The sequence below is a fragment of the Olivibacter jilunii genome, from assembly GCF_900607235.1.
Classification (GTDB): Bacteria; Bacteroidota; Bacteroidia; order Sphingobacteriales; family Sphingobacteriaceae; genus Olivibacter; species Olivibacter oleidegradans.
The window spans coordinates 1-12,938 of the sequence record NZ_LR027857.1 but is presented as its reverse complement, the minus strand read 5'-3'; the positions used below and the strand labels follow the sequence as shown (position 1 = coordinate 12,938).

At 41.2% G+C, this 12,938-nt stretch carries 10 protein-coding genes; 6 read left to right on the top strand and 4 right to left on the bottom strand.

Annotated elements, in window-relative coordinates:
• The first annotated feature begins 8 nt into the window (after positions 1-8).
• From E0E36_RS23850 to E0E36_RS23840, 3 genes are all read left to right on the top strand, one after another.
• The gene (locus E0E36_RS23850; protein ID WP_130858058.1) at positions 9-1,541 is read left to right on the top strand and encodes a RagB/SusD family nutrient uptake outer membrane protein; all 1,533 of its coding nucleotides are present in this window, start codon (positions 9-11) and stop codon (positions 1,539-1,541) included.
• A gap of 15 nt (positions 1,542-1,556) precedes the next feature.
• Positions 1,557-2,684 carry a sialidase family protein gene (locus E0E36_RS23845; RefSeq protein WP_130858057.1) on the top strand — a complete coding sequence of 376 codons (1,128 nt, stop codon included), beginning with the start codon at positions 1,557-1,559 and terminating at the stop codon, positions 2,682-2,684.
• A gap of 182 nt (positions 2,685-2,866) precedes the next feature.
• A complete protein-coding gene (locus E0E36_RS23840; protein ID WP_130858056.1) occupies positions 2,867-4,285 on the top strand; it encodes a Gfo/Idh/MocA family protein in 1,419 nt (472 codons plus the stop codon).
• Here E0E36_RS23840 and E0E36_RS23835 read toward each other — a convergent pair.
• A complete protein-coding gene (locus E0E36_RS23835) occupies positions 4,263-4,913 on the bottom strand; it encodes a beta/alpha barrel domain-containing protein (protein WP_130858055.1) in 651 nt (216 codons plus the stop codon). The two genes, E0E36_RS23840 and E0E36_RS23835, sit on opposite strands and share 23 nt — an antisense overlap.
• Positions 4,914-5,142: 229 nt before the next feature.
• The gene (locus E0E36_RS23830) at positions 5,143-6,144 is read right to left on the bottom strand and encodes a sugar kinase (RefSeq protein WP_130858054.1); all 1,002 of its coding nucleotides are present in this window, start codon (positions 6,142-6,144) and stop codon (positions 5,143-5,145) included.
• Between the two features lie 328 nt (positions 6,145-6,472).
• Here E0E36_RS23830 and E0E36_RS23825 point away from each other — a divergent pair, with 328 nt between their 5' ends.
• From E0E36_RS23825 to uxaC, 3 genes are all read left to right on the top strand, one after another.
• Positions 6,473-7,294: an SDR family oxidoreductase gene (locus E0E36_RS23825; protein WP_013663888.1), complete on the top strand. Its 822-nt coding sequence runs from the start codon at positions 6,473-6,475 to the stop codon at positions 7,292-7,294.
• 136 nt (positions 7,295-7,430) lie between these two features.
• A complete protein-coding gene (uxuA, locus tag E0E36_RS23820; RefSeq protein ID WP_130858053.1) occupies positions 7,431-8,588 on the top strand; it encodes a mannonate dehydratase in 1,158 nt (385 codons plus the stop codon).
• Between the two features lie 55 nt (positions 8,589-8,643).
• Positions 8,644-10,047: a glucuronate isomerase gene (gene uxaC, locus E0E36_RS23815; protein ID WP_130858052.1), complete on the top strand. Its 1,404-nt coding sequence runs from the start codon at positions 8,644-8,646 to the stop codon at positions 10,045-10,047.
• A gap of 42 nt (positions 10,048-10,089) precedes the next feature.
• Here the strand turns inward: uxaC and E0E36_RS23810 are convergent, their stop codons facing one another.
• Complete coding sequence (locus E0E36_RS23810) at positions 10,090-11,112, bottom strand: LacI family DNA-binding transcriptional regulator (RefSeq protein WP_013663885.1); 1,023 nt, start codon at positions 11,110-11,112, stop codon at positions 10,090-10,092.
• Positions 11,113-11,133: 21 nt separating this feature from the next.
• Positions 11,134-12,489, bottom strand: a complete 1,356-nt coding sequence (locus E0E36_RS23805) for a methyltransferase RsmF C-terminal domain-like protein (RefSeq protein WP_130858051.1) — start codon at positions 12,487-12,489, stop codon at positions 11,134-11,136.
• Positions 12,490-12,938 lie beyond the last annotated feature (449 nt).

Sequence of the window (12,938 nt, the reverse complement as noted above, 5' to 3'; positions counted from 1 at the left end):
GATACATCATGAAAGGCTTATATATATTGCTCTTTATCTCCCTTTTAACGCTTTGTGGAAGTTGTAAAAAGGATCTATTGAATATAGAAAACCCGAACACACCGACGACGGACGTGTTCTGGAAAACGGAGGAGGATGCCCAGAGAGGTGTCAACTCTATTTATGCTATGTTTTATAAACCGGCTTTGTGGTCGAGATGGATATACTTTCGATTGGATCTTACTTCTGACGAAGGATTTAGCAAAAGTCCTTGGATAGAGTTAGGCGATTGGACGCGATTTCAATATGTGAATTACAATTTCGGCGAAGGAAATGTCTTCACTTGGAAGGATACGTACAAGGCTATCTTTCGATGCAATCAAGTATTAGATAATGTGCCAAATATCACTTTTGCCGACCAGGTAAAAAAAGACAGAATATTAGGGCAGGCTAAGTTTTTAAGAGCATTACATTATTATTACGCGGCTTTATTATGGGAGAATGCTCCGCTGGTTCTCAAAACTTCTAAGCCTGATGATTTGCCTCTTCAAAGCACCTTGGCAGAAGTTTGGGCGCAGGTTGAAAAGGATTTAAAAGAGGCCCTGGAAGTGCTCCCGGTTGAATGGGATGACAATAATGTCGGACGGCCGACAAAGGGTGCTGTCAACGCTTATTTGGCAAGGGCATATATGCAACAGCATAAATGGGCAGAAGCTAAACAAGCCTTGGATTATTTCTTTACCGGTGAAGGTAATGGTAAATATAGCTTGGTAAGCGATTTTCAGGACAATTTTACCCACACTAATGAAAATAATAGCGAGTCTGTATTTGAAATTCAATTTTCGGACGTAAACAAAACACCGGAGGATGCCGATGGCCCCGGCCAAATGATGAGCAGTCAGCGTGCACAATTCTTCGCGCCAAGGAGTATCGGTTGGTCAGATGGTCAGGCGCGTTACTGGATTGTAGATGAGTTTAAGAAGGAAAAAACAGTCGACGGAAACATTGATCCTCGACTGCGTTATACCCTATTCTATCCCGCTTTGGAAGCGGATTTTGGCGATAAAGTATATGGCAGAAGTTGGCAATGGGACGCGAATGAAGCTTGGTTTCGTAAATATGCCCGAGATTACTTTCGCGATAACGAGGATTACTATGCGCAAAATAATTTCCGTATGGTACGTTATGCTGATATCTTGTTGCTCTATGCAGAGGTCTTGAATGAGTTGGGAAGTACAAGCGAGGCGATTACCTATGTTGATCAGGTGCGGAGCCGTGTAGGATTACCAAACTTGGCGGTTAATCATGCCGCTGCAACACAAGATGCCAATGCTTTTAGAGAACGACTGAAGATGGAGCGGGAATTGGAACTATGTGGAGAAAGTGTGCGCTGGGCAGATTTGAAGCGTTGGGGTGATTTGGAAACGCAAGAGAAGGTGGCAGCTGTTGCCGAGCGGGATCCGGATTTTAAGAATTTCGTGGTTGGTAAACATATTCGTCTGCCAATTCCGCAAATCGAGGTGTTAAATAATCCTAACTTAAAGCAGAATTCGGGATATTAATCAGCGATCAAATCAATGAGAGGTGCCTTTCTTCTAGTGTTTCTATTTTGCTTTTGTGCAACGCAGATATATGGACAGCCTATTGTTTGGGATCGGGGCTCGATGCGAAAAGTATCGGCCCCGGCCAAGCATTACACGAGTTATCCTAGAATGATTGAGCTGCAGGATCAATCTTGGCTATGCATTTACGAATCGGATGGGAATATCGTATGCGCTGAAAGCGTGGACAAAGGCAATTCGTGGAAAAGAATCAGTATTGTAGCAGAACGTAAACCGAGCGTGAATATGTGCGTTCCGAGCATGATTCAGCTGAAAGATGGTTCACTTTTAGCTATGTACAACCCAAGACCAACAAAGAATAATACGGAACATCACTTTGAGATCAGAACAAAAAAAAGCAACGATCTGGGATTAACCTGGCATGATGAACGTTTAGTTTATCAAGCGGGAAATGAATTTAAAAACGGCTGTTGGGAACCAGCTGCTATACAATTGCCAGACGGAGCAATCCAACTGTTTTTTGCTAACGAAGGTTTGTACTTAAGCAGCGATGAACAGAATATCTCGCGATTTACATCCTTTGATAATGGCTTAACTTGGTCTAAAGTGCCAACGATTGTAAGTTTTAGAGCTGGTTTTCGTGATGGTATGCCGGTACCCTTACTAATTGACGATCATAGGTTGGCAATTGCAATCGAAGATAATGGAATGCAGCAATTCAAGCCCTATATAATTTATGGGAATGCAAAGAATGATCGAGCTTATCCGGTGCTGGCTAAGGATTCGAATCGTGCTTATGCCTTAAAGCATAAGCTGGCAGATACGATTTATGCAGGTGCCCCATATTTGTGCCGAACACAAAACGGGCTAACGCTGCTTTCCTACCAAGGGACCGAAGGGCGAAAAAATAAAATGAAATATGCTGACATGAAAGTAGTGGTCGGAGATCGGTTTGCTGCTAATTTTGAGCATTGCACGACGCCTTTTCTTATTCCTCCAGATAAATCGGCTTTATGGAATAGCCTAGCAGTTACCTCCGATGGTACTGTTGTTGCCCTGACGGCCACCAATGCCTTTGGTAAAGGTCAAACGGAAATATGGCTAATTAAAGGGCAACTAAAACATCGGGAGCCTGAAAGGTAAAGTAAAGATTGGTAAAATTGATGTTGCAAATGGAGGGAAATTTTTGTTTCGCTTAAATATTTATTTTAGCTTTAACACTTCTAGTAGGCTGATAAGTATCTCGTTCAATACAAAATCAGCTAAATAACAAGGACGAAGAATATCCTGATCTATTTTAGTCGATATTTTAAGCAAGCTAAACAATGAATAAAACCGACAATAACAATTCCCGAAGAAAGTTTCTGAAAAAATTGGGTGGTTCTGCTGTGCTGGCAGCAGCAAGTCCGAGTTTATTAAGTGCAGCAACGAATTTTGCCGATAAGCACGTTCAAATCTTAAAGAAGCGGGGGAGAGTACCTGCTAATGACCGGATTAATATTGCAGCAATAGGTTTGGGTATTATGGGGTTTGGCAACCTAAAAGCGGCACTAAGCAGAGAGGGGATTGAGCTAGTTAGCGGGGCCGACTGCTATGACGGACATTTACAAAAGTTAAATGAGTTGTATGGTAGCCATGTTAAAACAACGCGTCACTACGAGGAGATTTTAGATGACCCGGGAATTGATGCGGTGATCATTTCTACACCGGATCATTGGCACGCCCGGCAAGCGATCGCTGCGATGAAAAAAGGGAAGGCTGTATACTGTGAAAAGCCGTTGGTGCATAAAATTGAAGAAGGCGAAGCTTTGATTCGGGAACATCGGAATACAAAAGTAGCCTTTCAGGTAGGAAGTCAATGGGCAAGTTCTATTGTTATTCATAAGGCAAAAGAGTTATACCAACAAGGAGCCATCGGAAAGCTGAATTTTGTGGAAGTTTATACCGATAGATTCGATGCAAAGGGCGCTTGGCAATATTCCATTCCACCGAATGCTTCAGAAACTACATGCGACTGGAGAACGTTTCAAGGCGGAGCAACGGCGCTTCCTTTTGATCCGGTACGTTTTTTCCGATGGAGAAATTATCAAGCCTATGGTACAGGCATGGCAGGTGATTTATTTGTGCACTTGTTTACTCGCTTGCATACCATTACAGGCTCGTTGGGGCCGGAGAGAATTTATGCAACCGGAGGGCTGAATTATTGGAAAGACGGACGTGACGTGGCGGACTTGATGTTGGGGTTATTTGATTATCCTGAAACGCAGCAGCATCCCGCTTTCAACCTTTCTTTACGCGTTAACTTTGTGGATGGTTCCGGAGGGGGTGATAGCATGCGCCTTGTAGGTAATGAAGGAGAAATGGTTTTGGATGGAAATAGTGTCAGTATTCGAAATAAAAAGCTTCCACAAGCACCTGGTTACGGAGGTTGGGACACTTTTGAAACTTTTCCCGAGAAAGTGCAACAGGAATTTGTGTCTCAATACAATGAGAAATATCAGGGCATCAGACCACAGGTATTATCAGTAGGCGAAAATATTTTTCAGGCGCCCAAGGGTTACGATATGCGCGTGGACCACTTTGATGACTGGTTTAATGCTATACGGACTAAAGGTGTTGCCATAGAAGGTCCTGAGTTTGCCATGCGAACCGCAGGACCAGCTTTAGCGGCGAATATCAGTTATAACGAAAAGCGGATCGTCCATTGGGATCCAAGTCAAATTAGACAGAAGCAAAGTTCATAACTTCTCTGCATTTGTCAGTTAGCCATTGAAAGCCGGCTGCCTCAGCTGGCTTTTCAAATAATTTGGAGCCCATACCTACCGCACTAACACCTGCTGCAAACCATTTGGAAATACTATTTTCATCAGGATTAACTCCACCTGTAGGCATAAAAAGCATGTCAGGAAAAAGCGGTTTAATAGCTTTTAGAAAGTCTGGGCCTAAACTGCTTCCCGGAAACAATTTTACCAGGGGTGCTCCTAGAACTTCTGCGGTATTGATTTCTGTAGGAGTCATGCATCCGGGTATCCATAGAACGTCTACGTCCAATGTAATTGCAGCAATTTCCGGCTTCACAATTGGACTTACGATAAAATCAGCTCCCAAGGAAAGGTAGTCTTCAGCCTGTTTCGCCGACTTAATGGTGCCTATGCCTAGGTGTAATTCCGGTAATTGCGCGTCGCGAAAAGCTTTCAATTCTTTAAAATTTACCAAGGCTTGACCACCTCTGTTAACAAATTCAAAGACGCGAATACCGCCATCATAACATGCTTTCACGGTATCTAAACATGTTTGCAGGTCATCATGGTAATAAACCGGAATGACTGGATATTTTTTTATTTGTACAATACTTTCTTCAATTGTTTTCATTTGGATAAAGTAAAAAGTAAAAAGTAAAAAGTAAAAAGTAAAAAGTAAAAAGTAAAAAGTAAAAAGTAAAAAGTAAAAAGTAAAAAGTAAAAAGTAAAAAGTAAAAAGTAAATTTCACTAACAACTAACAACTAACAACTAACAACTAACAACTAACAACTAACAACTAACAACTAACAACTAACAACTAACAACTAACAACTAACAACCAATAACCAATAACCAATAACTAATAACTGCCGTCTCCTAAATCACCTTTAACGAATAACTTTTTAAAGCCGGCAGAAGTTGCTATGTCAATTACCTCCTGGTTTTCTTTTCCTGTAGTAAGCGCGCGAATGAGTCCGCCCATAAAGGCGTCCCCGCTTCCAATCCGATCGATCACTTCATTCGTCTCTAGTGTTTGTGATACATAATGCCCCTTTTGAGTATGATAGGTGCCATAGAAAAGATTGTGGGACGGGTTATCCATGAATCGGAAAGTATAGGCTATGTGCTTACAGTTTTCGAATCGCTTGAACACTTCTTGGGCCGATTGATTGGCATGTTCCACATAAGTTTCTTTCGTAGTGTTACGATCAAGGTCGGGATCTATGGAAGTGCCCAACATGGTGTTGGCTGCCCAGATGTTACCCATAATGACATCGCAATAATCGACTAAGGAAGGCATTACGTCGATAGGGGACTTGCCATAGTTCCACAGTCTATTTCTGTAATTCAGATCAACCGATATAATAAGCCCCTTTTTCTTGGCGGCTTGTAGAGCCTCTTCGCAAACGGCGATCATGTTTTCATTTAAGGCTGGAGTAAGGGCCGTCCAATGGAACCAGTTGTGGCCTTCCAATACATTGTCCCAATCAATGTCTCCAGTTTTAAGCGCGCTGAATGAAGAATATTTCCGATCGTAGACCACTTCTCCTTTGCTAAGCCCATTGGCCGACAAAAGGAAATAAAGGCCTAGCCGATCACCTGCAAATCGGCATTGGCTAATGTTTACGCCTCGCTCCTTTAGACTGTTAAGAGCTTGGTTTGCCAACTGATTGTCGGGCACACAACTTATGTACGAGACTTGCGCATGCATACAGGCTAAAGAAGAAGCTACATTTGCTTCCGACCCGCCAGCGTAAATAGAAATGCCTTCGCTTGCATTGATAAAATGACCGGTCTGTGTGCTGACCCTTAGAAGAAATTCGCCAAAGACGGCTATCCGATTACCTTCGTTTAAACTCATGAATTAAATTTTTTAAGGCAAGCCTAATGATAATAGATCATGACAAGTATCTTGCTGGAAAGCATAGCTGTTGTGTCTTGTCAAGAGTGGCTAGTTTTTTTGTCGAAAATAGTTATTATTCCCGTGTATAAAAATATCCATTCCTTTTAAAACTACGCAATCGATATCGTAAAATCTTTTCGCAAAATAATTGAAATCGATTTTAATTTGCTAAAATTGAATCTTAATAGTTCATTATTGATTCTTGCCAAAGACAACTGAGCCCTTTATAAGCTGTTAAATTCTTTGCAAGGCATCTTTTTGATGAGTTGATATAAAAAGCTAAGCAATGAATAAAACTTCACCTTTTTCTTTAGAAAATAAAGTTATTGTTATTACCGGTGCAACCGGTGTGTTGGGTAAACACTTTTCTTTAGCCGTAGCCGAAGCTGGAGCAAAGGTGGTTGTCATGGGTAGAAATAAAGAACGCGCCGATGCGGTAGTTGAGCAAATTAAGGGTGTTGGTGGTGAAGCAATTGCTGTTTTAGCAGATGCGATGGATGAGGATCAAGTGCTTCTTGCCAAAGAGCAGATTTTGCAGCATTTCGGAACCATCGATGGTTTAGTGAATGCTGCAGGTGGTAATATTCCAGGGGCGACTATATCGCCTGATCAGAATCTTTTTGATGCCAAGATAGCTGATACAAAAAAAGCAGTTGATTTAAATCTTTTTGGTACAGTGATACCTACGTTTATATTCGGGAGAGTAATTGCAGAGAAGGGAAGGGGTTCTATTGTGAATATCTCCTCTCTTTCGGCACATCGACCTATAACCCGTGTATTGGGATATACAATGGCCAAAACTGCCATTGAAGGTTTTACGAAATGGATGTCTGTAGAGTTAGCACAACGTTATGGTGATGGTGTGCGTGTGAATGCGATATCGCCGGGTGTTTTCCTCACGGAGCAAAATAGAACTTTACTAACCAATGCCGACGGATCGTATACAGATAGAGCAAATCGATTCGTAAATGGAACTCCTTTTGGCCGATTGGGTAATCCCGAAGAGTTGAAAGGAACCCTGGTATATTTATTAAGCGATGCTTCTGCTTTTGTGAGCGGAACAAGTATTTTAGTTGATGGTGGTTTCAACACCTATTGTGGCGTTTAAATTCCGGGTATTTAGTCTTTAGGCGCGGGCTCTGGAAATCACTGTTGGCTATCAGTCGTTGGATAGCTGTAACAGCGGTTTATAGTTTAAGTTTCCGCCTAATAGTCATATCATTTAATTTAATCTAAAAAGAACTATGAAGTTATTACAAAGTTGGCGTTGGTATGGACCAAATGATCTGGTGTCCTTACAAGATGTAAAGCAGGCAGGTGCTACAGCGATTGTAACGGCTCTTCATCATATTCCACATGGAGAGGTATGGCCGCTAGAGGATATTAAGGAACGCAAGCGGATTATTGAAGCAGCGGGACTTACCTGGGCCGTAGTAGAAAGCGTTCCGGTACATGAAGCCATCAAAACTGATCGGGAGGACGCAGAAAAATACCTGAAAAACTACATACAAAGCTTAGAAAATCTTGCAGTCTGCGGTATTAAAACCATATGTTATAATTTTATGCCCGTGCTCGACTGGACCCGTACCCAGTTGGATTTAGTAATGAAGGATGGGTCAAAGGCTTTATATTTTGATTGGACAGATTTAGCGGTGTTTGACTTGTTTATTTTGAGACGGAAAGGGGCGGAGCATAATTACCCAACATCGATATTGGAGAAGGCGAAGGAGCGGTATAGTACAACCAATCAGGATGTATTAGCGAAGTTGAGTGAAGTTGTTTTGATGGGCATTCCTTCCGAAGACCCAATCGGCTTAGGTGATCTACAAAAGAGTATCGAAATTTATAAAGAGATTGGTACGGATGGCCTACGTAAAAATCTGCTTAAATTTTTAGCGGCTATTTCGCAAGTATGCGAGAAGCATGGAATTCATATGACCATCCATCCGGACGATCCTCCTTATCCCATCTTGGGCTTGCCGCGTGTAGTTAGTAATAAGGATGATTTATTGTTTTTGATGAAGGAAGAGCCTCGGGAATTTAATGGCCTTTGTTTCTGTACCGGTTCTTTGGGAGCCGGTATAAGCAATAACATCCCTGACATTTTAGAATCGGTCAAAAACCGAGTTCATTTCGCGCATTTGCGGAATGTGAAAAAAGACGAGGAAGGTAATTTTTATGAAGCAGACCATTTAGATGGAGATGTGGATATGTACGCGGTTATGAAGATTCTTACAGAGGAAAATCAAAAGCGTGAGCTGCCCATTCCCTTTAGGCCCGATCATGGACATCAAATGCTTGATGATTTACATAAGACCTCGAACCCTGGTTATTCTGCCATCGGAAGGTTACGTGGCTTGGCTGAATTACGTGGTTTAGAATTAGGGATACTCGGAAGTTAATTGGCTATTGTGATAGATTAGCTAATCATTTTATTATTGATATTAAGTAGGGAATATGAAAGAATTTCTTGACGAAGACTTTTTGTTACAGTCGGATCTGGCGGTGCGTTTATATAATGAGTACGCGAAAGACTTACCCATTATTGATTATCATTCCCATTTACCCCCGGATGTTATTGCTGCTAATCAACACTTTTCGAATATCACGCAAATATGGTTGGCGGGTGATCATTACAAGTGGCGAGCACAGCGGGTTTTGGGAATCGATGAAAAATATATTACAGGAAATGCGTCCGATCAGGAGAAATTTAAAAAATGGGCTGCATGTGTGCCCTACACGGTGAGAAATCCACTTTATCACTGGACGCATATGGAACTAAAAAACCCTTTCGGTGTTCAAGAAATACTAACAACAGAGAATGCTGATCGGATATACGAAGTAACTGGCAATAAATTACAAGATCCGGCGTTTACACCACGCGGCTTACTTACACATTTTAATGTGGAGATGGTAGGAACAACGGACGATCCGCTCGCTAATTTGACTGAACATGAGCAAATTGCTGCATCTGATTTCGCTACCCGAATATTACCCTCTTTTCGTCCTGATAAGGTATTCAATTTAAGTGGTGGTGATACGTTCAGACAGTACATTTCCTCGTTAGCAGAAGTTTCGGATGTGGTGATTAAAGATATCGACTCGTTGTTAGAAGCCTTGCAGAAGCGGGTGTTTTATTTTCATGACAAGGGTTGCCGCATAGCTGATCATGGCTTGGCTCATATGCCAACGATTCACTTTAACAAAGCTGAGTTGGAAAAGGTCTTCAAAGAAGTTTTACAAGGAAACGATTCGAAAGCGTTGGCTAGTCAGGACGCCTTTACAGGATGTGTGCTTCAAGCTTTGTGTAAAATGTACCATCAACAAGAATGGGTACAGCAGTTTCATCTGGGTGCTTTACGGAACAACAATACACGATTACTTAAAGAGCTGGGACCCGACACCGGATATGATTCAATAGGTGATTTTCAGCAAGCATCTAATCTTTCTGCCTTTTTGAATTTACTTGAGAGCGAAAACCAGTTAACAAAGACTATTTTATATAATTTAAACCCTTCTGATAATGAGGTATTTGCATCTATGACGGGCAATTTTCAATCAGGAGGCATTATTGGTAAGATACAGTTTGGTTCAGGCTGGTGGTTTTTAGATCAATTAGAAGGAATGACGAATCAAATGAATAGTTTATCAAATATCGGTTTGATTGCTTGTTTTATCGGTATGTTGACAGATTCAAGAAGCTTTCTATCATATTCACGACATGAGTATTTTCGCCGCTTACTTTGTAATCTGTTTGCCTCCGATATAAACAATGGCTTACTGCCAAAAGATATCAATTGGATCGGTAAAATTATTAAGGACATCTGTTATTATAATGCCAAAAATTATTTCCCTCTATAGGACACAAGATAAAGAGGTTTTCCGCCGACCTCTTCATCTTTGTTATACCAATCGCCTGCTGGAAGCCCGCTCATGAAGTTGGGCAGCCAGGTAAACGGTTTGCTTTTCCTCCTCGTCTGTACCTTCGATAATATCAATTAATCGGTTAGCGGCGGCTTCACCTATTGCAATTGCGGGTTGATAAATAGTGCTGAGGGGTGGGTGTAATGAATTTGCAAGGCTTGTATTGGTGAACCCAATGAGTGCCATATCTTGTGGGATTTGATAACCCATTTCCTGAAGTATAGAAATGCTGGAAGTGCTGATTTGGTCGCTTAAGGTAAGAAGCGCTGTCGGCGGGACAGTTAAAGCGCTGAGTTTTTGCATCGCTTGGTGAATACTCTCTTCTAATAGGGCTGTAGTCTGTAAATTACAGGGTTGTATATATTCATCCATCAATTCAATCCTATGGTCACGTAATGCTTTTTTATAACCTTCCAAGCGTTGAATATTAATATTTAGACTTGTGTTACTATGTAATACGGCAATTCGCGTATAGCCATTTTTTATAAGATGTTCGGTTGCTTGGTAAGCGGCGTCCAGGTTATTGATACTGACTCTTGGAACGTCCAGTTCATCGCTATATCGATCAAATAAGACAATAGGTAATCCTAATTGCTGAAATTTTTTTAAGTGGTCGACATTAGGCGTTTCGCAAGCTGGCGAAATGAGTAAACCGTCAATCGAGCGACCATAGAGTACCTCAGTACATTTTATTTCTTGTACGTGCGATTCCTTACTTTGCATGATCATGATACTGTAGCCCCGTTCATTGCAGGCACGGTCAATACCATTGAGCATTTGGGATACAAAACTGTTGTCAATGGCACATATTACTACTCCTATGGTGCGACTTTTTCCCTCTTTAAGGCTTTTGGCGAGCGTATTAGGTTGATAGCCAACCTGCTCGGCGTAGGCTATCACCCTCTTTTTTGTGTCTTCCCCGATTTCGTAACTGTCTCGGAGCGCCTTAGAGACGGTTGAAGTAGATAAGTTCAACGCTTTGGCTATATCTCGTAAAGTCATAATAGTGATTATCCTAGCTGATTATAGGTTAATAATTCGCCATTCTTTTGGGTAATAGTTGTTTACCCGATTCGGTAGTATTTTCATCCATCCCAAGGGATGTCCGTCATAGCAGGCTAAAACCCAGCCCTTCACTTCTGTTGTTAACTGAATATCTGCTTTTCTTAAATATTGCAAGGCGGTTTCTAAAGAAAGCTCAATGCGAGGTATTTGATTACTAATAGCTGTACTTAAGGCAAGCTCGTGATGTGGAAGTAATTCTTTTTTTGTAAGCCTTCCTACGTTTGTTCCAGCCTTTTTCAGATACAAAACATGTTGAAGTGCTTTTACATTTAGTTCGTGTTGTGTCGGAATAATAAGTATATCGTCCTTAAAAAGGAGTCCGGTAAATTCGGTTTCGGTTTTTATCCAATTCTTTAAATATGCTTTATCTAATTGAGTCTTTTCGATTTTAATTTTTTTCGTATTAAAAGTGGGCTGATTTTTTTTCTTACGGAAACAGGCGACGTAAAAACCTTCGCCTCTCACTTTGTGTGGATAAAAGCGATAACCATGACATTGAAACTTTGGAGATCGTGTTTCCTCTATTTGCCAAGCAAGATCATGGGGGATTGGAATGGATTGCATATCATGATTGGCAACCAACCAATCTGCGATCTCTTCGTTTTCTTCTATAGAATAGGAACAAGTGGAATAAATCAATATGCCATCTTCCTTAAGAGTGGAAAGACTATCTGATAGAATTCGCTGTTGCCTTTGACTGCACAAATTTACTGTTTCCTCAGACCACTCACTGATGGTTTGTTCGTCTTTCCGGAACATGCCGGAACCTGAACATGGAGCGTCAACCAGCATGAGGTCGAAGAAACCAGGTAACCTGTTAAAAGACTGTGGATCATTATTAGTAACCACAACATTGAAATTTCCCCATTTTGTCAAATTATCTGCCAGAACGTTAACCCTGGTTTTTATAATTTCGTTTGAGACTAATAAACTATCAGGGTGTAATACGCTATTTAATAAAGTACTTTTTCCACCAGGTGCAGCACATAGATCGAGTGCTAAAGAGGCTTTCTTATCTATATTGAGCGAGCGAATAATATGGTCGATAAACATAGATGAAGCTTCTTGAACATAATATGTGCCTGCGTGAAATAGCGGATCTAATGTAAATATAGGGCGTTCATTCAAATAATAACCTGTAGGACACCAAGGGATGTGATCTTTGTTTTCAAAAGCTTTCGTCCATTTTGTCGGATTGAGGCGTATCGAGGTGATCTGTTCCTGCTGCCGATGTATACGACGGAATTCCTCCTCGTCAATTTGGAAGTCTTTCTTTAATGCTGTGATAAGCTTAGAAGGCAAAAAATTGCTCATAGTATTTACAAACCTAACATGAAATTATGAGATTTAGAACATAAGCGATTAAAAAAGAACATTGAATGGCTCAATGATTAGGGTATCGTGTAATCATTTTTTTCCCGATTTAATGAATGTTTGTCTGATGAAAGATTATTATTATAAAAAAAACGGTTTGATTTCCAGTTTGTTGTAAAAAAAGCTATTGTCCGGGGCGCGAAACATTTGGGGGAACGGGGGAAATTCGTACCTTTGCCATCCCGTTCGGAAGGCGGGCGTTCCGCAAACGAAGGGATGCGGTTGTTTTTTGAGGTACGGAGGTGAACGGCAGGAAGGAGGAAAAAATATTTTAAAAAAATATTTTGGAGAAAAGAAAAAAGCTGTTACCTTTGCACTCCCAATCGGGAGAGAGGGGACGACGGAACGGGCGCGATGCCCGGGAAGGTGAAAGAAAAAAGCAGGAAGTA

Excerpts from the sequence above, each read along its gene's own strand:
- E0E36_RS23805 (WP_130858051.1), bottom strand. The coding sequence starts at position 12,489 with ATGAGCAATTTTTTGCCTTCTAAGCTTATCACAGCATTAAAGAAAGAC.
- E0E36_RS23850 (WP_130858058.1), top strand. The coding sequence starts at position 9 with ATGAAAGGCTTATATATATTGCTCTTTATCTCCCTTTTAACGCTTTGT.
- E0E36_RS23810 (WP_013663885.1), bottom strand. The coding sequence starts at position 11,112 with ATGACTTTACGAGATATAGCCAAAGCGTTGAACTTATCTACTTCAACC.
- uxuA (WP_130858053.1), top strand. The coding sequence starts at position 7,431 with ATGAAGTTATTACAAAGTTGGCGTTGGTATGGACCAAATGATCTGGTG.
- E0E36_RS23835 (WP_130858055.1), bottom strand. The coding sequence starts at position 4,913 with ATGAAAACAATTGAAGAAAGTATTGTACAAATAAAAAAATATCCAGTC.
- E0E36_RS23840 (WP_130858056.1), top strand. The coding sequence starts at position 2,867 with ATGAATAAAACCGACAATAACAATTCCCGAAGAAAGTTTCTGAAAAAA.
- E0E36_RS23825 (WP_013663888.1), top strand. The coding sequence starts at position 6,473 with ATGAATAAAACTTCACCTTTTTCTTTAGAAAATAAAGTTATTGTTATT.
- E0E36_RS23830 (WP_130858054.1), bottom strand. The coding sequence starts at position 6,144 with ATGAGTTTAAACGAAGGTAATCGGATAGCCGTCTTTGGCGAATTTCTT.
- E0E36_RS23845 (WP_130858057.1), top strand. The coding sequence starts at position 1,557 with ATGAGAGGTGCCTTTCTTCTAGTGTTTCTATTTTGCTTTTGTGCAACG.
- uxaC (WP_130858052.1), top strand. The coding sequence starts at position 8,644 with ATGAAAGAATTTCTTGACGAAGACTTTTTGTTACAGTCGGATCTGGCG.